Source organism: Enterobacter cloacae complex sp. 2022EL-00981 (assembly GCF_028737495.1).
GTDB lineage: Bacteria > Pseudomonadota > Gammaproteobacteria > Enterobacterales > Enterobacteriaceae > Enterobacter > Enterobacter cloacae.
Genome location: NZ_JAQZRK010000006.1, coordinates 109596 through 128458, shown reverse-complemented (window position 1 = coordinate 128458; position 18863 = coordinate 109596). Strand labels below are relative to the sequence as shown.

The 18863-nt window shown below is 54.2% G+C and carries 17 protein-coding genes; 8 read left to right on the top strand and 9 right to left on the bottom strand.

Annotated elements, in window-relative coordinates:
• Positions 1–37: 37 nt before the first annotated feature.
• Positions 38–547 (top strand): SOS-induced cell division inhibitor SulA, encoded by a 510-nt coding sequence (gene sulA / locus PUZ33_RS08130; RefSeq protein WP_013097256.1) that lies wholly within the window; start codon positions 38–40, stop codon positions 545–547.
• A gap of 354 nt (positions 548–901) precedes the next feature.
• Entirely contained in the window at positions 902–1957 is a 1056-nt protein-coding gene (gene ompA / locus PUZ33_RS08125) for a porin OmpA (protein ID WP_028027914.1), read from the top strand.
• A 63-nt stretch (positions 1958–2020) separates the two neighbouring features.
• On the opposite strand, the gene matP is transcribed toward ompA, so the two are convergent.
• Complete coding sequence (gene matP / locus PUZ33_RS08120) at positions 2021–2473, bottom strand: macrodomain Ter protein MatP (protein WP_013097258.1); 453 nt, start codon at positions 2471–2473, stop codon at positions 2021–2023.
• 186 nt (positions 2474–2659) lie between these two features.
• Between matP and PUZ33_RS08115 the strand changes: the two genes are divergently transcribed.
• Positions 2660–4420 (top strand): AAA family ATPase, encoded by a 1761-nt coding sequence (locus tag PUZ33_RS08115; RefSeq protein ID WP_058680330.1) that lies wholly within the window; start codon positions 2660–2662, stop codon positions 4418–4420.
• Between the two features lie 68 nt (positions 4421–4488).
• Complete coding sequence (gene fabA / locus PUZ33_RS08110) at positions 4489–5007, top strand: bifunctional 3-hydroxydecanoyl-ACP dehydratase/trans-2-decenoyl-ACP isomerase (RefSeq protein WP_000227926.1); 519 nt, start codon at positions 4489–4491, stop codon at positions 5005–5007.
• A gap of 72 nt (positions 5008–5079) precedes the next feature.
• On the opposite strand, the gene rmf is transcribed toward fabA, so the two are convergent.
• From rmf to rlmKL, 6 genes are all read right to left on the bottom strand, one after another.
• Positions 5080–5247 carry a ribosome modulation factor gene (gene rmf, locus PUZ33_RS08105; RefSeq protein WP_013097261.1) on the bottom strand — a complete coding sequence of 56 codons (168 nt, stop codon included), beginning with the start codon at positions 5245–5247 and terminating at the stop codon, positions 5080–5082.
• A gap of 256 nt (positions 5248–5503) precedes the next feature.
• A complete protein-coding gene (gene pqiC, locus PUZ33_RS08100; RefSeq protein ID WP_020689691.1) occupies positions 5504–6070 on the bottom strand; it encodes a membrane integrity-associated transporter subunit PqiC in 567 nt (188 codons plus the stop codon).
• On the bottom strand, positions 6067–7707 hold the full coding sequence (gene pqiB, locus PUZ33_RS08095; protein WP_045295738.1) for an intermembrane transport protein PqiB: 1641 nt from the start codon (positions 7705–7707) through the stop codon (positions 6067–6069). Before pqiB ends, pqiC begins: the two co-directional genes overlap by 4 nt.
• 4 nt (positions 7708–7711) lie before the next feature.
• Positions 7712–8965, bottom strand: a complete 1254-nt coding sequence (gene pqiA, locus PUZ33_RS08090; protein ID WP_028027912.1) for a membrane integrity-associated transporter subunit PqiA — start codon at positions 8963–8965, stop codon at positions 7712–7714.
• A gap of 13 nt (positions 8966–8978) precedes the next feature.
• Positions 8979–10886, bottom strand: a complete 1908-nt coding sequence (locus PUZ33_RS08085) for an ABC transporter ATP-binding protein (RefSeq protein ID WP_029883226.1) — start codon at positions 10884–10886, stop codon at positions 8979–8981.
• Between the two features lie 12 nt (positions 10887–10898).
• Positions 10899–13007, bottom strand: a complete 2109-nt coding sequence (rlmKL, locus tag PUZ33_RS08080; RefSeq protein WP_038419040.1) for a bifunctional 23S rRNA (guanine(2069)-N(7))-methyltransferase RlmK/23S rRNA (guanine(2445)-N(2))-methyltransferase RlmL — start codon at positions 13005–13007, stop codon at positions 10899–10901.
• Positions 13008–13107: 100 nt separating this feature from the next.
• On the opposite strand from rlmKL, the gene PUZ33_RS08075 reads away from it, so the two are divergent.
• Positions 13108–14217 (top strand): YcbX family protein, encoded by a 1110-nt coding sequence (locus tag PUZ33_RS08075; protein WP_058680329.1) that lies wholly within the window; start codon positions 13108–13110, stop codon positions 14215–14217.
• Here PUZ33_RS08075 and zapC read toward each other — a convergent pair.
• A complete protein-coding gene (gene zapC / locus PUZ33_RS08070) occupies positions 14214–14756 on the bottom strand; it encodes a cell division protein ZapC (protein WP_020689696.1) in 543 nt (180 codons plus the stop codon). The two genes, PUZ33_RS08075 and zapC, sit on opposite strands and share 4 nt — an antisense overlap.
• A 165-nt stretch (positions 14757–14921) precedes the next feature.
• Positions 14922–15932 carry a quinone-dependent dihydroorotate dehydrogenase gene (pyrD, locus tag PUZ33_RS08065; RefSeq protein WP_252107618.1) on the bottom strand — a complete coding sequence of 337 codons (1011 nt, stop codon included), beginning with the start codon at positions 15930–15932 and terminating at the stop codon, positions 14922–14924.
• Between the two features lie 249 nt (positions 15933–16181).
• On the opposite strand from pyrD, the gene ssuE reads away from it, so the two are divergent.
• From ssuE to ssuD, 3 genes are read left to right on the top strand one after another with little or no spacing between them, the layout of a single operon-like run.
• Entirely contained in the window at positions 16182–16757 is a 576-nt protein-coding gene (ssuE, locus tag PUZ33_RS08060) for an NADPH-dependent FMN reductase (protein ID WP_058680328.1), read from the top strand.
• On the top strand, positions 16750–17712 hold the full coding sequence (locus PUZ33_RS08055) for a sulfonate ABC transporter substrate-binding protein (RefSeq protein ID WP_023619891.1): 963 nt from the start codon (positions 16750–16752) through the stop codon (positions 17710–17712). The genes ssuE and PUZ33_RS08055 overlap by 8 nt, the downstream gene beginning before the upstream one ends.
• Complete coding sequence (gene ssuD, locus PUZ33_RS08050) at positions 17709–18854, top strand: FMNH2-dependent alkanesulfonate monooxygenase (protein WP_058680327.1); 1146 nt, start codon at positions 17709–17711, stop codon at positions 18852–18854. The genes PUZ33_RS08055 and ssuD overlap by 4 nt, the downstream gene beginning before the upstream one ends.
• Positions 18855–18863 lie beyond the last annotated feature (9 nt).

The window sequence follows — 18863 nt, the reverse complement described above, 5'->3', positions numbered from 1 at the left end:
TGTATATTTATACAGTAACTACAGGGCTGGAATGATTATGTACACTTCAGGCTATGCAAATCGCTCAACATCTTTCTCTTCTACCGCTGGCGATGTCGCACAGAACGCCGTCGGGCGTGTTTCGACAGGGCTTATCAGTGAAGTGGTTTATCGTGAAGACCAGCCCCTGTTGACCCAACTTCTGTTACTGCCGCTCTTGCAGCAGCTTGGTCAGCAATCGCGCTGGCAGCTCTGGCTGACGCCGCAGCAGAAACTAAGCCGGGAATGGGTTCAGTCTGCAGGCCTGCCGCTGACGAAGGTCATGCAAATTAATCAACTCTCTCCTTGCGATACGGTTGAGTCGATGATCCGGGCATTACGTACAGGGAATTACAGCGTGGTGATTGGATGGTTATCAGACGAATTGACGGAGCAGGAACATTTTCGCCTCACCGAAGCGGCAGAAGAAGGCAATGCGATCGGCTTTATCATGCGCCCGGTTCGCCAGGATTCTTACCGCAGAGGACAACTTTCAGGGCTAAAAATTCACTCAAATTTGTATCACTGAGCAAATTTAAGAGTTTTCCTGGAATTTTTTTCGACCTTAAGATGCGCTTTTAGTTCCATCGTCCAAAACGGCGGCAAGGCTTGTCTGGTGCGGTTCTTCTTAATTTTATTGCACAAATTTCGTTCAGAAATTGTTAAATAATCGGTATACGGAACTTTTTTTTTCATATGCCTGACGGACTTCACACTTGTAAGTTTTCAGCTACGTTGTAGACTTTACATCGCCAGGGGTGCTCGGCCTAAGCCGAAGATATCGGTAGATTTATATTTGACCACGCCCCCCGGTGAAGGATTTAACCGTGATTCTCGATTGAGATTTTCATGGCGAATTTTGGATGATAACGAGGCGCAAAAAATGAAAAAGACAGCTATCGCGATTGCAGTGGCACTGGCTGGCTTCGCTACCGTAGCGCAGGCCGCTCCGAAAGATAATACCTGGTATGCAGGTGGTAAACTGGGCTGGTCTCAGTTCCACGACACCGGCTGGTACAACAGCAGCCTGAACAATGATGGCCCGACTCACGAGAGCCAGCTTGGTGCAGGTGCGTTCGGTGGCTATCAGGTTAACCCGTATGTTGGCTTTGAAATGGGTTACGACTGGTTAGGTCGTATGCCATACAAAGGCGACACCGTAAACGGCGCTTTCAAAGCTCAGGGCGTTCAGCTGACCGCTAAACTGGGTTACCCAGTAACTGACGATCTGGACGTGTACACCCGTCTGGGCGGCATGGTATGGCGCGCTGACTCCAGCAACAGCATCGCTGGCGACGACCACGACACTGGTGTTTCCCCAGTATTCGCTGGTGGCGTTGAGTGGGCTATGACCCGTGACATCGCTACCCGTCTGGAATACCAGTGGGTTAACAACATCGGTGACGGTGCTACCGTTGGTGTTCGTCCAGACAACGGCATGCTGAGCGTAGGTGTTTCCTACCGTTTCGGCCAGCAGGAAGATGCAGCACCAGTTGTTGCTCCAGCGCCGGCTCCAGCTCCAGAAGTACAGACCAAGCACTTCACTCTGAAGTCTGACGTTCTGTTCAACTTCAACAAAGCGACCCTGAAACCAGAAGGTCAGCAGGCACTGGATCAGCTGTACACCCAGCTGAGCAACCTGGATCCTAAAGACGGTTCTGTAGTGGTTCTGGGCTTCACCGACCGTATCGGTTCTGACGCTTACAACCAGAAACTGTCTGAGAAACGTGCTCAGTCTGTTGTTGATTACCTGATCTCTAAAGGTATCCCAGCTAACAAGATCTCCCCACGTGGTATGGGCGAATCTAACCCAGTTACTGGCAACACCTGTGACAACGTTAAAGCTCGCGCTGCTCTGATCGACTGCCTGGCACCAGATCGTCGCGTAGAGATCGAAGTTAAAGGCGTTAAAGACGTTGTAACTCAGCCAGCGGCTTAAGTTATCGTCTTATAAAAAAACCCCGCGATGCGGGGTTTTTTATTATCTGAAGAAACTCAAAAGTTATTTTTTACCCAGCAGCGCCTGAAGATCGTTCTTCAGCGTAGACATCTGGTTGGCGTATTTTTCTTTATGCTCGGCATCTTCAATCAACTGCACCACCGTTTCTGACAACGTTTTTCCCCGCCGTTGCGCAAGCCCTGCAAGACGCTGCCAGACCATGAATTCCAGGTCGATGGATTTTTTACGGGTGTGCTGATGCTCAGCATTAAAATGCCGTTTGCGTCGTGCGCGGATAGTTTGCTTCATCCGGTTCAACAGTGCCGGATTGATATGTTTCTCAATCCAGCCATTCACCTGTACCGGTTCATTTTCGAGGGTCAGCAAAATATCCACGGCCTCTTGTGCGGCGCTGGCTTCGATGTAGCAGGTAATCAGCTCCCCTTCTCGGTGCTTCTTGACCAAGTACTTCCATTTCCAGCCGCTTTCGAGATTTTCCAGTTGTTGATATTTCATTGCGATCTCAGTGTTACCACGTAACTCTGTTCAGAATATCAGTTTTTTAGCAATCTGCTGAAAAGAAATCATATCCTGTGAAGCATTGCAGGCGATTCGCTTCCCGAAAACCCCAATCCTGCTTGGGAAGAGCCCCCCGCTTACGGTATACTCCACGGTTTTACATCTGACTAAAAAACATCAACTTTGACCATTACGAAACTTGCATGGCGTGACCTTGTTCCGGATACCGAAAGCTATCAGGAATTGTTTGCACAGCCAGACCTCGCACAAGAACACGAATTCATACTTAGCGATACACAACCGCGTTTGCATTACGCACTGGAGCAGGTGTTAAGCCCGTGGGCGACATCTCCCTTCATGCTGCTCAAAGCCCCGGAAGAAGCCGAGTATTTAACGCTTCTGGGTGATGCCATGCGCCAGTTGCAGCCGGAAGCCAATGCTATTTACGGCGGCCAGTATCGTATTTCAGGACATGATGTCTCTTTCGAACCCGCAGAACAGGCTGATGGCCGTTTTGCGGTAAAGGGCGAAGTGGTATCCGCTAACTGGGCCGAGGCCGAACAACTCTTTGGTTGCCTTCGCCAGTTCAACGGTGAGTTATCGCTGCAACCGGGCCTGGTGCATCGCGCCAATGGCGGCGTACTGATCATTTCCCTGCGTACCCTGCTCTCCCAGCCGCTGTTATGGATGCGCCTGAAAACGATTGTGAGCCAGCAACGATTTGACTGGGTGGGCTATGACGAGTCTCGTCCTCTGCCGGTCTCTGTCCCTTCCATGCCGCTGTCGTTGACCGTGGTGCTGACGGGTGACCGTGAATCGCTGGCTGATTTCCAGGAAATGGAGCCGGAGCTGGCTGCACAGGCGGTGTACAGCGAGTACGAAGACAATATTCAGATTGCTGATGCCGATGACATGGCGCAGTGGTGTCAGTGGGTGATGGCCGTTGCTGCCCGCTTTGCCCTGCCGACGCCTGCGGCTGACGCCTGGCCGGTACTTATCCGCGAAGCGGTTCGCTATACCGGTGACCAGGAGACGCTGCCGCTGTGTCCGCTCTGGATCAGCAAACAGCTGCGTGAAGTGGGTGCGATCAGTGGGAATGGCGCATTTACCGGTGAGCAACTTTCCCAGATGCTGGCCCAAAGAGAGTGGCGGGAAGGCTATCTGGCCGATCGTATGCAGGATGAAATTCTGCTGGAGCAAATTCTGGTCGAGACCGAAGGCGAGCGCATCGGACAGATCAATGCCCTGTCGGTGATTGAATTTCCCGGGCATCCGCGTGCGTTTGGCGAGCCTTCACGCATCAGCTGCGTCGTCCATATTGGCGATGGCGAGTTTACCGACATCGAACGGAAAGCCGAGCTGGGTGGAAACATCCACGCCAAAGGCATGATGATCATGCAGGCGTTCCTGATGTCAGAGCTGCAGCTTGAGCAACAAATCCCCTTCTCTGCCTCGCTGACGTTTGAGCAATCCTACAGCGAAGTGGATGGTGATAGCGCCTCTATGGCCGAGCTGTGTGCCTTAATCAGCGCCCTGGCGGAAGTCCCGATCAATCAGAACATCGCCATTACCGGTTCGGTCGATCAATTTGGTCGTGCCCAGCCAGTGGGGGGCCTGAATGAAAAGATTGAGGGCTTCTTCTCTATTTGTCAGCAACGCGGGTTAAACGGCAAACAGGGTGTGATTATTCCAGCACCCAACGCACGCCATTTAAGCCTCAGCCAGGCACTGCTGGATGCGGTAGAGCAGGGACAATTCTCCCTCTGGGCCATCGAAGGCGTCGAGGATGCACTACCCTTACTGACAAACCTGGTATGGGACGGCGAGGGACAAACGACCCTGATGCAGACCATCCAGGAGCGCATTGCTCAGGCGACCCAGCAAGATGCTCGTCATCGTTATCCGTGGCCGTTACGCTGGTTAGGTTGGTTTAGTTCAAACTGATCGGACTTGTTCAGCGTACACGTGTTAGCTATCCTGCGTCCTTCACTAAAATAAGGCTTACTGAGAACATGGTAGATAAACGCGAATCCTATACAAAAGAAGATCTTCTTGCCTCTGGTCGCGGTGAACTGTTTGGCGCGAAAGGCCCACAGTTACCGGCCCCGAACATGCTGATGATGGACCGTGTCGTGAAAATGACCGAAACCGGCGGCAACTTCGATAAGGGTTACGTAGAAGCAGAACTCGATATCAATCCGGACCTGTGGTTCTTCGGTTGCCACTTTATTGGCGATCCGGTAATGCCTGGCTGCCTGGGCCTGGATGCGATGTGGCAGCTGGTTGGCTTCTACCTGGGCTGGCTGGGCGGCGAAGGTAAAGGCCGTGCGCTGGGCGTGGGTGAAGTGAAATTCACGGGTCAGGTTCTGCCAACTGCGAAGAAAGTGACCTATCGTATTCACTTCAAACGCATTGTTAACCGCCGCCTGATTATGGGCCTGGCGGATGGCGAAGTGCTGGTAGATGGCCGTCTGATCTATACCGCGAACGACCTGAAAGTGGGCCTGTTCCAGGATACATCTGCTTTCTAAACGCTGCTATACGCGGCTTCAGAAAGGCGAAACCTCCGCATTGCGGAGGTTTCTGTTTTTAAAGAGACGTTATCAGGCTATGAGTGCCCTGTCGCCGATGGCTTCTCGCCAGCCTCCCAGCCATTGTGACCTTTGATTAATCGTCTGATAAGGACACATTTCTTTAGATCGTCCAGCGATGCCGGCCTGATAACCACGTTGATGAGCCCGTTCCAGGCGATCTCGTTTCTGTCTCTTCATGCCTCGTTTCCCTCATTCTTTTGTCTGGTGGAAAGAAAACAGTGACTGCACAATGCGTGCAGGCACAGATAACGAATACCCCGAATTAGTCGTAGCGTCAACGTTCAAAATTCATACGGATGTCATATTTGTGAGCTAGCCAGAAGATCATTTGTACAAAAATTGTGACCCGGGACAAGTAACGGTCTGACGTGAAAACGAAAAAAAAACCGCAATCAGTGGCAGACCGATTGCGGTTTTTTATGATGAATTTTACTTATGGCAGCCGGGAGATTTCTCTCGCGATGTTGGCCGATTCCTGTGCCCACCCCTGGGCAAGCACTTTCACCATTTCATCATAGCCATCTTTTTGCTGCTTGAGCTCCAGATGGAACGGACGCTTAATCAGCTGTCCCTGATGGTTAAGCAGCCATTCTCCGCTGATGACAACGGCACCGTCATAACGACCATGGAAGCCCGTTACCGTCACGTTCAGCGTGTCCTGGTCGCTTCCAAGAGGCTGGGAGGCGACAACCCAGCCCGGAAGCTGGCTGCTGAGATTCGCCACCAGCGTATTGCGTAACTGTTGATCCAGCGGGCTGGCCCACAGGTTATTATTCGCAATCACATACTGCACATCGCTGGTCTGGTAAACCACCCCGTTGCCGGCCAGATAATCTGGCACAGCCACTTGCTCAACCCACAGCAGACGGTTGCCCTGCGAGGCGGTGCTCTGCGTACCCGCCTGCGCCATCAGCGGCAGCTGATAGTAGCTTTTCGTTTCACTCCCTGAGCTACAGGCCGTGAGCACCATCGCACCTACAATCGCTAGCCATTTTTTCATTGTTTCGCCCTCTTCGGCTCAGGATCCTTTTTATCTTTTGCTTCAAACACCAGCGCGTTGCTCTTCTCATTGAGCGTTTTCAGTACGGGCTGCAGTTCACGCAAGACCTGATCAAGACGCTGCATATCTGCCACCATCTTGTTGTAGGCCGCTGAACCAGGCTGGAAGCCCTGCATGCTACGGTTCAGTTCACGCAGCGTTTTCTGCATATCCTGCGGCAATTGCTGCATGCTCTGGCTTGCCGTGAGCTTATTGATGTTATCCAGCGTGGTTTGCAGACGCTGCATCGTCTCCTGGCTCTGATGCAACGAGCCTGTCGCCGCTTCAATCATCGGATTCAGTGGCAGATTGTTGATCTTATCCAGTGTTTCCATCAGACGCTGCTGGATTTGAGCCAGACCGCTGCTCACCGTTGGAATGATCTTGTAGCCGCCAAATTCACGGATACCGGTAATCGGCGGAGCTTTTGGATAGAAATCCATATCCACATACAGCGCACCAGTCACCAGGTTGCCAGTCTTCAGCGAGCCGCGCAGGCCACGGTTCATCAAATCAGTAATATGCGCGCCGATATCCTGATTCTCGCCAATCTGGTTAACCAGACGCTCTGGCTCAATGCGGATCAGCACCGGAATACGATAGTCATCATCAAGTACCTGCTGAAGTCCCGGCACAAAGAACGGCACCTGTCCGACCGTACCCAGACGAATACCGCGGAACTCAACGGGCGCCCCCGGCTGCAGGCCGCGGACGGAATCTTTAAAGAACATCAGGTAATCAATATGATCGGTATAGAGCGCGTCCTGAATGCTTCTTTGATCGTCAAAGAGCCTGAAGGCCGTTTTCTCGGCCACCGGCTGCCCCAGATCCAGCCCTTCCGGCACGTCAAAGCTGACGCCGCCGCCAAACAGGGTGGTCAGCGACCCCATTTCAACGCGCATACCTGCTGAGGTGAGATCGACCGCGATCCCGCTGTCTTTCCAGAAGCGTACGTTGCTGGTCACCAGACGATCGTTTGGCGCATTGATGAACAGCTGATAGCTGATGGTCCTTTTTTGCGGATCAAAGGTGCTGGTCTCGACTGAGCCAACACGATAGCCGCGGAACAACACCGGGTCGCCAGGTGAGAGCTGGCCCGCTTTTTTACTGTCGAGAATCACGCGGATCCCTTTTGCATCAGGCGGCGCAAGCGGTGGAGAGTCTAAAAGCTGATACTGGGCTGGCTGCGTCCCTTTTGCCCCCGGCTGTAGCTCAATATACGCGCCCGAGAGCAGCGTGCCTAAACCACTGATCCCTTCCCGGCCGACCTGCGGTTTAACCACCCAAAAAACGGAGTCACCGTGAAGCAGCTTTTCCATCCCGGCATTTAACCGCGCTTTAATTTCTACGTGCGTTAAATCATCCGTCAGGGTGGCGCTTTCAACCACCCCTACATCCACGCTGCGGCTTTTGATGGTCGTTTTACCGCCCTCAATCCCCTCGGCATTGGTGGTGATGAGCGTCACTTCCGGTCCCTGATGGCTGTAATGATAAAACAGGATCCATGCACCGATCAGCGCCGTCACGATGGGAAAAATCCACACCGGTGACCAGTTTTTGACCTTCTGCACTTTCGCCTCTCCACTCTTATTTTCCATGCTCTTACTCTTCCTCATGGCTTGATTCAGGCTCACGATCCCACGATAAACGAGGGTCGAAGGTCATGGCCGCAAACATGGTCATAATGACGACCAGCGCAAACATTAAAGCCCCCATCGCAGGATAAATACTCATCAAACCGCCCATCCGCACCAGTGCAGAGAGAACGGCAATGACAAACACGTCAATCATTGACCAGCGTCCAACAAACTCGACAACTTCATAAATGAGGTGCATGCGTTCGCTGTCGCGTTTGCCGTGCCCTTTCGCATCCCAGCAGAGCCAGGCAATCGCGATCATTTTTAAAGTAGGCACCATAATACTGGCGATAAAAATCACCCCAGCCACCGGATAAGATCCCTCGCCCCACAGCAATATCACCCCGGCGAGGATCGTCGAGGGCATTTTGTCACCGAGCAAATCGGTGATCATGATCGGCAGAATATTCGCGGGAAGATACAGCATCACAGAGGTCACCAGCAGCGCCATGGTCCACTGCAGGCTATTTTTGCGTCGCACATGGCCTTTGGTTTCACAGCGTGGGCAGACGTCCAGATCCGCGGGCAGCACGGCAGTACAGCAGGAGCAAGAGCGCAGTCCCTGGCGGATCCCCGGCACGCCAACCTTCACCGTCTGGGCAAGTGTGGGAGCAGGAGCGATATCATCCCATGCCCAACGTCGGTCAACGCACTGGAATGCGCGCAGCTGCAGCACGCAATAGAGACACCACGGGATAAAGCTGCTGCCAATCCCCACGTCACCGTAGGCCATCAGCTTTACGAAGCTGACCAGAATACCCGCCAGAAAAATCTCGGCCATCCCCCAGCTTTTAAGCTGAAACAGGACTCGCGCCAGTTTGATTTTCAGGGCTGCGGGCATTTTTACGCGGTTGACCAGCAAAAGGATGACAACCAGACAAAAAGCCGGAACGATCTGCACAAACAGAAGAAAGAAGGTGCCGAGGCTGGCGTAATCTTCCGAGAACATCACTCCCGGAATTTCAAGCAGATCGACCTGGCTTGTCATCCCTCCCACCTTCATATAGATGAAGGGGAAGAGATTAGAGAGCAGCAACATGAACAACGCGGCCAGCGCATACGCCGTGGGACGCTGTCTTGGCGCGTCCCATTCGGTTGTCAACGTTGTGCCGCAACGCGGGCACAGGGCCTTATGTCCGTGACCAAGCTCTGGCAACGCCACGAGCATATCGCATTGCGAGCATAGTATATGCCTGTCGGCATGGTGCTGGTCACACATATGTTATCCCTGTTTATGCGCCGTTTTTCAGAGACTCAAGGTACTCCCAGCGCTCAAATGCTTCTTCCAGAGCTTTTTCAGCTGCGGACAATTCGGCCAGGACTTTTTGAGTATAGTCGTGCGATTGGGTGAAGAAGGATGCATCGGCAACCTGCGCTTGCAGCGCCTCCAGCGCGGCCTCCAGCTCCTCAAGACGCTGAGGCAAACCCTCCAGTTCGCGCTGCAGGTTATAGCTTAGTTTAGCCGAGGTTTTCTTGACAGTTTCTGCTTTTGTTACAACAGGTTCAGTCGTTGTTTTAGACTTCGCCTGTTTTTGCGCCAGCGACTGTGCCTGCTGCCCTTTCGCGTCGTGGTAGCCACCCACATATTGACCAATCCGCCCTTCGCCTTCGAAGATCCAGCATTCGGTCACGGTGTTGTCAACGAACTGACGGTCGTGGCTCACCAGCATCACGGTGCCCTGATAACCATCGATCAGCTCTTCCAGCAGTTCGAGCGTTTCGACATCGAGGTCGTTGGTTGGTTCATCGAGAATCAACAGGTTACTTGGTTTCAGGAATAACCGCGCCAGCAGAAGACGGTTTCGCTCACCGCCAGACAGCGCACGCACCGGGGTCATCGCCCGTTTAGGGTGGAACAGGAAGTCCTGGAGATAGCCCAGCACATGGCGCGGCTTACCGTTTACCATGACCTCCTGCTTACCTTCGGCAAGGTTATCCATCACCGTTCTGTCCGGATCCAGCTCCGCGCGGTGCTGGTCAAAATAGGCCACTTCCAGTTTGGTACCGCAGTGAATTCGGCCACTATCCGCCTGCAACTGGCCCAGCATCAGCTTCAGCAGCGTGGTTTTACCGCAGCCATTGGGGCCAATCAGGGCGATTTTATCCCCGCGCTGAACCTGGGCGGAGAAGTCTTTCACCAGCACTTTCCCGTCAACCTGGTAGTTAACGTTTTCCATCTCGAAGACGATCTTGCCGGAACGGGAGGCCTCTTCTACCTGCATTTTGGCGCTGCCCATCACTTCACGACGTTCGCTGCGTTCACGACGCATCGCTTTCAGGGCACGAACGCGGCCTTCGTTGCGGGTACGGCGGGCTTTGATACCCTGACGGATCCACACCTCTTCCTGCGCCAGTTTGCGGTCGAATTCGGCGTTTTGCAGCTCTTCCACGCGCAGGTTTTCTTCTTTTTCCAGCAGATAAGTATCGTAATCGCCGGGATAAGTGACCAGCTTGCCACGATCGAGATCGACAATGCGCGTCGCCATATTGCGAATGAAGGAACGGTCGTGGGAGATGAAGATAATGGTACCGCTGAAAGTTTTCAGGAACCCTTCAAGCCAGTCGATCGCTTCAATGTCCAGGTGGTTGGTTGGTTCATCCAGCAGCAGCACCTTCGGCCCGCTGACCAGCGCGCGGCCCAGTGCCGCCTTACGCAACCAGCCGCCAGATAGCGCAGACAGCTGCATATCCGGCTCCAGGCCCAGCTGAGCCAGCACCTCGTTAATACGGTTCTCCAGCTGCCACAGGCCGTGATGATCGAGCATCTCCTGGACTTTCGCCAGTTCGTTAAGATTTTTGTCGCTCGGGTCGGTCATCACCAGATGAGAAATCTCGTGATAGCGCTTCAGGTATTCAGCCTGCTCCGAAATCCCTTCCGCCACGAAATCGTACACGCTGCCGGTGACATGACGCGGCGGATCCTGCTGCAGACGGGAGACAATCAGATCCTGCTCGTAAACAATACGCCCGTCATCCAGACCCTGCTCGCGGTTGAGGATTTTCATCAGCGTGGATTTACCCGCGCCGTTACGGCCCACCAGACAGACGCGTTCGTTGTCTTCGATGTGCAGTTCAGCATTGTCGAGAAGCGGTGAGTCGCTGAAGGAGAGCCACGCACCGTGCATACTAATTAAAGACATTTATTTTTCCTTTCAGGCCGCGGTGATAAGCCAGCAGTTATGGATCTGACGATTACGGGCAAAGTCCTGAGACAGCGTTTTTTGGCTGATTTCTTGTGCTTTCAGTCCCAGAGCGGCCAGGCCGTCGTGATCCATGCGGAAACCGCGTTTGTTATTCGAGAACATAATCGTGCCGCCTTTACGCAGGAGGCGCTTCAGGTCGGTCATCAGGCGCAGGTGATCGCGTTGTACATCAAAGCTATCCTCCATACGCTTGGAGTTGGAGAACGTTGGCGGATCGATGAAGATCAGATCGAACTGTTCATCGGTGTCACGCAGCCAGCCCAGGACATCAGCCTGCATCAGACGATGCTGGCGTCCGGTCAGGCCATTGAGACGCAGGTTGCGCTCCGCCCACTCCAGATAGGTGCGCGACATATCCACCGTAGTGGTGCTGCGCGCGCCGCCCAGGCCCGCGTGCACGCTGGCGCTACCGGTGTAGGAAAACAGGTTAAGGAAGTCCTTACCTTTGCTCATCTGGCCCAGCATACGACGGGCAATGCGGTGGTCGAGGAACAGCCCGGTATCGAGGTAATCCGTCAGGTTAACCCACAGGCGAGCGTTATATTCGCCCACTTCAATAAAGTCGCCCTTCTCACCCATCTTCTGATACTGGTTTTTCCCTTTCTGACGCTCGCGGGTTTTCAGCACCAGCTTGTTTGGCGCGATGCCAAGCACGGCAATCGTCGCTGCGATCACGTCCAGCATGCGCTGGCGCGCTTTTTGCGCATCAATGGTTTTTGGTGGAGCATATTCCTGAATCACCACCCAGTCTGCATAGCGGTCAACCGCCACGTTGTACTCCGGCAGATCGGCGTCATACAGGCGATAGCATTCAATGCCTTCCTGTTTGGCCCATTTTTCAAATTTCTTCAGGTTCTTGCGCAGACGGTTAGCGTAATCTTCCGCCACGCCCGACGGTTTGCTGTCCGCCGCTTTCTCCGCCAGATGGTAGTTTTTCTGCACACAGTCCAGCGGGCCGTTCTTCGCCTTAAACTGGCGATCGGCACGCAGCTGCAGACAGCTCAGCAGTTCTGGTGAAGCGCTAAACAGGGAGAGATTCCAGCCGCCAAAGTAGTCTTTCATATTGCGGCCCAGCAGGCTGTGCAGGGCAATCAACGCCGGTTCGCTATCCAGACGCTCGCCGTATGGCGGGTTGCTGATAACGGTACCGTAGGGGCCTTTCGGCAGCGGGTTGGTCAGGTTCGCGACATCTTTCACTTCAAAGGTCACCAGCTCACCGATACCTGCGCGACGGGCATTGCTGCGCGCACGTTCAATGACGCGCGGGTCGCTGTCAGAGCCATAGAAATGGGAGGTATACTCCGCCAGGCCTTTACGCGCACGGGCCTGCGCTTCGGCTTTGACCTCTTTCCAGAGTGTTTCATCGTGCTGCGCCCAGCCGCTAAAGCCCCAGTGGCCGCGATGCAGGCCGGGAGCGCGGTCGGTGGCCAGCATCGCGGCTTCAATCAGCAGCGTACCGGAACCACACATTGGGTCGAGCAGCGGCGTGCCCGGCAGCCAACCGGAGCGCATCACGATGGCGGCAGCCAGCGTTTCTTTGATGGGCGCCATACCGGTGCGATCGCGGTAGCCACGCAGATGCAGACCTGCCCCGCTCAGATCCAGAGAGATGCTGGCGGTATCGCCATTGAGCCAGACGTTAATGCGCAGATCCGGGTTTTCACGATCGACGTTTGGTCGTTCTTTGTTTTTACGGGTAAAGCAGTCCACGATGGCATCTTTCACGCGCAGCGCGCCGTACTGGCTGTTGCGGATCTCATCGTTTACACCGTTAAAATGCACTGCGAAGGTCGCGTCTGGCGTGAAGATCTCTGTCCAGTCGATCATCTGTACGCCGGTATAGAGATCAAGATCGCTGTAGACCTTGCACTCTTTCATCGGCAGCATGATGCGCGACGCCAGGCGGCTCCACATCAGGCTCTGGTAAATAAGCCGTGTGTCGCCCTCAAAATGGACACCACCCTGAACCACCTGGCACTCTTGCGCGCCCAGGGCTTCCAGTTCAGTTTTTAACAGCTCTTCCAGCCCACGGGCCGTACTGGCAAACAGAGAATTCATATCGTCACTTTTACTCTAAGAAAATTGTCGCGCATTATAGCTAATATGACGTGTATGTCATAAAGTTGAAGGCTTATTTTCATTCGAGGGACTGTGCACAGTGGCGACGTTATCCAGGCTTTTTATTCATCCGGTGAAATCCATGCGCGGTATCGGCGTTTCTCACGCCCTGGCTGACATCAGTGGATTTGCCTTCGATCGTATTTTTATGGTCACCGAGCCTGACGGTACGTTCATTACCGCACGCCAGTTCCCGCAGATGGTGCGTTTTACGCCTTCGCCGCTGCATGACGGCCTCCACCTCACCGCCCCGGATGGCTCAAGCGTGGTGATTCGCTTTGCTGATTTTGCGCCTGTCGATGCGCCAACGGAAGTGTGGGGCAATCATTTTACCGCTCGCATCGCTCCGGACGAAATTAACCGCTGGCTGAGCGGCTTCTTCTCCCGCGAGGTACAGCTGCGCTGGGTGGGTCCGGCGCTGACGCGACGCGTCAAGCGCCACGAAGCGGTTCCCCTCTCGTTTGCCGATGGTTTCCCGTTCCTGTTAACCAGCGAAGCCTCGCTGCGTGACCTGCAGCGTCGCTGTAAGGCCAGCGTGCAGATGGAGCAATTTCGCCCGAATCTGGTGGTGACCGGTACGGAAGCCTGGGATGAAGATACCTGGAAAGTCATCCGCATCGGCAGCGTCATTTTTGATGTCGTGAAGCCGTGCAGCCGCTGCATTTTCACCACCGTAAGTCCGGAGAAAGGCCTGAAGCATCCTTCCGGCGAACCGCTGAAAACCCTGCAATCATTCCGTACCGCGCAGGATAATGGCGACGTGGATTTCGGCCAGAATCTTATTCCGCGCTCAAGCGGAGTGATCCGCGTGGGTGACGAGGTGGAAATTCTCACCCGTGGGCCTGCGCGCGTGTACGGTGCGGGTCAGGAAGAAGAAACAGTAGACGTTGAGACGCAAGCCAGTTCGGCAGTGGATATTCACTGGCAGGGCCGCGTTATACGGGGTAACAATCAGCAGGTGATACTTGAGCAGCTGGAGCAAGCCGGGATCCGTATCCCGTATTCCTGTCGGGCGGGTATCTGTGGTTGCTGTCGAATCAAGCTGGTCGGGGGCGACGTCAGTGCGCTGAAGAAATCCGCAATCGGTGATGACGGGACGATCCTGTGCTGTAGCTGTATTCCAAAAACGTCGATACAGCTGGAAGCTTAAACCGCCTGTTCCAGGCTGAATGAATCCACGCGCAGCTGCGGTTTCAGCCTGTCATTCATGACCTTAATGGCATCCCCGAGCTGCATCGTCCGCCCGGCAATGGTCACGCCGGGCTGGGCCAGCAGACAAAGCGCGGCATTTTCGCCAGGTTCCACCACCAGTAAACTCACCTCTTCTGCGGTATCGCTCAGATTAACGCTGGCCGCATCGCCCGTGGACGGCGTCCAGTTCATATCATGCGGCAGAAAATGCCAGCTTTTCGGCATTTGCGGTTTCAGAAAACGAATCGCCACCAGCGCGTTTAATATCAGTTCGGCACGCTGTTCTTTTGAGAGCAGCAGGTCACGGCATTTCTCTTCAAAGGAGAAATAAAGCGCAGCATCGTCTACACAAAAGCCAGACGGGGAGAAAGCGTCCGGGGTTAACATTCGACGCGCAAAACGAGAACGGAACAACATGCCATTGGCTAAATCGAGCATCATTCGGTCATGCTCTTCACAAAAATACCAGCGCCAGTTATCGTCAGGTTTAATTCGCATATGTCTCTCCCGTACCCAAACGTCCTGTACTAAAAATGTCCCATTCGCCGCTTCGTTTATAACACCATTAATAAAAGACTATAATGTCTAAATAAGCAACAGTGACGGAATATAAAACAACCAGGGCTGGAAATAAAGCCCTGGTTGTCTGATTAAGAGAAAAGATTAGATATGAGTAACGATTTCTTTTATGAGCGGCGGGCCTTTAAAAATAAAGCCGGAATAGATTTGCACCAGTGAGGCGCCCGCAGCCATCTTCTCGCGCGCAGCAATCACCGAATCGATACCACCGACACCGATTATTGGCAGACGACCTTTTAATTCGGCGGAGAGCGCACGAATAATTTCCGTACTTTTTAATTGTACCGGACGTCCACTTAACCCACCCGCTTCGTCACAGTTTTTCATTCCCTGGACGAGGGAACGATCGAGCGTCGTATTGGTCGCAATCACACCATCAATATTATGGCGAACCAAGCTGTCGGCAACCTGGATCAATTCTTCAGCAGAAAGATCCGGTGCGATCTTAACCGCCACCGGAACATATTTATGATGGATCGCCTGCAGCTCATTTTGTTTATTTTTAATGGCGCTGAGAAGATCGTCCAGCGCTTCACCATATTGCAGAGAACGTAGCCCCGGGGTATTCGGCGATGAAATATTCACGGCGATATAACCGGCATAGGCATAGACTTTTTCCATACAAATCAGGTAGTCATCTTTACCCTGCTCAACCGGCGTGTCTTTATTTTTGCCAATATTGATGCCTAATACACCATCAAAATGGGCTTTTTTAACGTTTTCTACGAGATGATCCACGCCGAGGTTATTAAAGCCCATGCGGTTGATCAGCCCCTCGGCTTCGACCAGGCGGAACAAACGCGGCTTATCATTACCCGGCTGGGGACGCGGTGTGACGGTACCGATTTCGATGGAACCAAAGCCCATCGCGCCCAGGGCATCAATGCACTCGCCATTTTTATCCAGACCTGCCGCCAGACCCAGCGGGTTTTTAAAGGTCAGACCCATGCACTGCACAGGTTTTTCCGGCACGTTCTGACGCACCAGCGCGGCCAGCGGCGTTCCCGTAAAACGGCGTAATTGCTGGAATGTAAATTCATGAGCGCGCTCAGGGTCGAGCTGGAAAAGGGCTTTACGAACGAAGGGGTAGTACATGAACTCTCCTGGATTCCCGGTGTGCAAACCGGGAGGGGATTATGTGCGATCCTGCCCGGAAAGGGAATTGACCTGCGGCAAAAAAATCAGCGTAAAACGCAAACGTTTACTTCCCCGTACACTTCTTATGCGCTTTTTCGCATTTTAATTGCGGATAAATCATTTAGTGGAATAACCACGCAGTGTCACACTCCTGAAAATTGTTATGAATGTTAGATAAAAGCAAACAATTAGTTATAAGGAGCACACATGCGCGTCATCACCCTGGCCGGAAGTCCACGTTTCCCTTCTCGTTCCAGCGCCCTGCTGGAATATGCCCGCGAAAGGCTTAATGCTCTGGATGTGGAAGTGTACCACTGGAATCTGCACAACTTTGAACCTGAGGATCTGCTCTACGCGCGCTTTGACAGTCCGGCATTGAAAACCCTGATTGAACAGCTAAAAAGTGCTGACGGGCTTATCGTCGCGACCCCGATTTATAAAGCCTCATTTTCCGGCGCACTGAAAACCTTGCTCGATCTGCTGCCTGAACGTGCACTTGATGGAAAAGTGGTGTTGCCGCTGGCTACGGGCGGCACGGTTGCCCATTTACTGGCCGTGGATTACGCCCTGAAGCCGGTACTGAACGCGTTGAAGGCGCAGGAGATCCTGCACGGCGTTTTTGCCGATGACTCGCAGGTTATCGATTACCAGCACAAACCGCATTTCACCCCGAATCTGCAAACCCGGCTCGACACTGCGCTGGAGACATTCTGGCATGCCCTGCACCGTCGCGATATTCAGGCACCTGCGTTTGGACAGCCACAAGGAGTCGCACATGTTTAAAACACTTACCCGTATCAGCCTGGCTGGTCTGCTCACACTCTCGTCCCTGACCCATGCAGCAGAGACGGCACCTGACAGTTTGCGCATTGGTTACCAGAAAGGCAGCGTCAGTATGGTGCTGGCAAAAAGCCACCAGCTTCTGGAAAAACGCTTCCCACAGACCAAATTCTCCTGGGTGGAGTTTCCTGCCGGGCCACAAATGCTGGAGGCGCTGAACGTTGGAAGCATCGATTTAGGCAGTACTGGCGATATTCCACCGATCTTTGCGCAGGCGGCCGGGGCCGATCTGGTCTACGTTGGCGTTGAGCCACCAAAACCTAAAGCCGAGGTGATTCTGGTGCCGGAAAATAGCGCCATTAAAAATGTCGCCGAACTTAAAGGTCATAAAGTCGCATTCCAGAAAGGTTCCAGCTCGCACAACCTGCTACTCCGCGCCCTGCAGGAGGCCGGGCTAAAGTTCACCGATATTCAGCCCGTATATCTCACCCCGGCTGATGCACGCGCCGCCTTCCAGCAAGGCAATGTCGATGCGTGGGCTATCTGGGATCCTTACTACTCCGCGGCATTACTTCAGGGCGGCGTACGGGTATTGAAAGATGGCACTACCCTGAAACAGACCGGTTCGTTCTACCTGGCAGCCCGTCCGTATGCAGAGAAAAACGGTGCCTTTGTTCAGGAGGTCCTGAATACCTTTACCGAGGCCGATACCCTGACGCAAAGCCAGCGCCCGGAGAGCATCACCCTGCTGGCGAAAACCATGGGCTTACCGGAGGCGGTGATCGCGAGCTACCTCAACCACCGTCCACCCACCACCATTATCCCGGTGGACGCGCATGTTGCAGCCCTGCAACAACAGACTGCCGACCTCTTTTATCAAAACCGCTTAGTCCCAAAACAGGTGAACATTCGCGAACGCATCTGGCAACCCGCAGCCAAAGAAGGAGCCAAATCATGAGTCTGAATCTTTTCTGGTTTTTACCCACCCACGGCGATGGACACTATCTTGGCACCGAAGAGGGGTCGCGCCCGGTTGACCACGGCTATCTGCAGCAGATTGCGCTGGCGGCAGACCGAATCGGTTTCACCGGCGTGCTGATCCCCACCGGACGCTCGTGCGAAGACGCCTGGCTGGTCGCCGCGTCGATGATCCCGGTCACCCAGCGCCTGAAATTCCTGGTGGCATTGCGTCCGAGCGTGGTTTCCCCGACCGTTGCCGCACGTCAGGCGGCAACGCTCGACAGGCTCTCCAACGGACGCGCGCTGTTTAACCTGGTCACCGGCAGCGATCCGCAGGAACTGGCCGGTGACGGCGTGTTCCTCGATCATACGGAACGCTATGAGGCCTCCGCCGAGTTTACCCGCGTCTGGCGACGTCTGCTTGAGGGGGAAACGGTCACCTTCGATGGCAAGCATATTCATATTCGCGACGCGAAACTCTACTTTCCTCCGGTACAGCAGCCGCGTCCACCGCTCTACTTCGGTGGATCGTCGGATGTGGCACAGGATCTGGCGGCAGAACAGGTCGATCTCTATCTGACCTGGGGGGAGCCACCTGAACTGGTGAAAGAGAAAATTGCCCAGGTGCGGGCCAAAGCCGCCGCCCACGGCCGCAAGGTGCGCTTTGGTATTCGCCTGCACGTGATTGTGCGTGAAACCAACGAAGAGGCCTGGCAGGCCGCTGACCGGCTGATCTCGCATCTGGACGATGAGACCATCGCCAAAGCGCAGGCGGCGTTTGCGAAAACCGACTCCGTTGGACAGCACCGGATGGCTTCGTTACATAACGGCAAACGCGAGAATCTGGAGATCAGCCCCAATCTCTGGGCGGGTGTCGGCCTGGTACGCGGTGGTGCAGGTACTGCGCTGGTGGGTGACGGCCCGACCGTCGCGGCGCGTATCAACGAATATGCCGAGCTGGGTATCGACAGCTTTATCCTCTCGGGCTATCCGCATCTTGAGGAGGCATACAAAGTGGGAGAACTGCTGTTCCCGCATCTGGATGTCGCTATCCCGGACATTCCGCAGCCCCGCCAGCTGCAGCTTCAGGGCGAAGCCGTGGCCAACGAGTTTATTCCGCGAAAAGTCGCGCAAAGCTAAGGAGTGGCT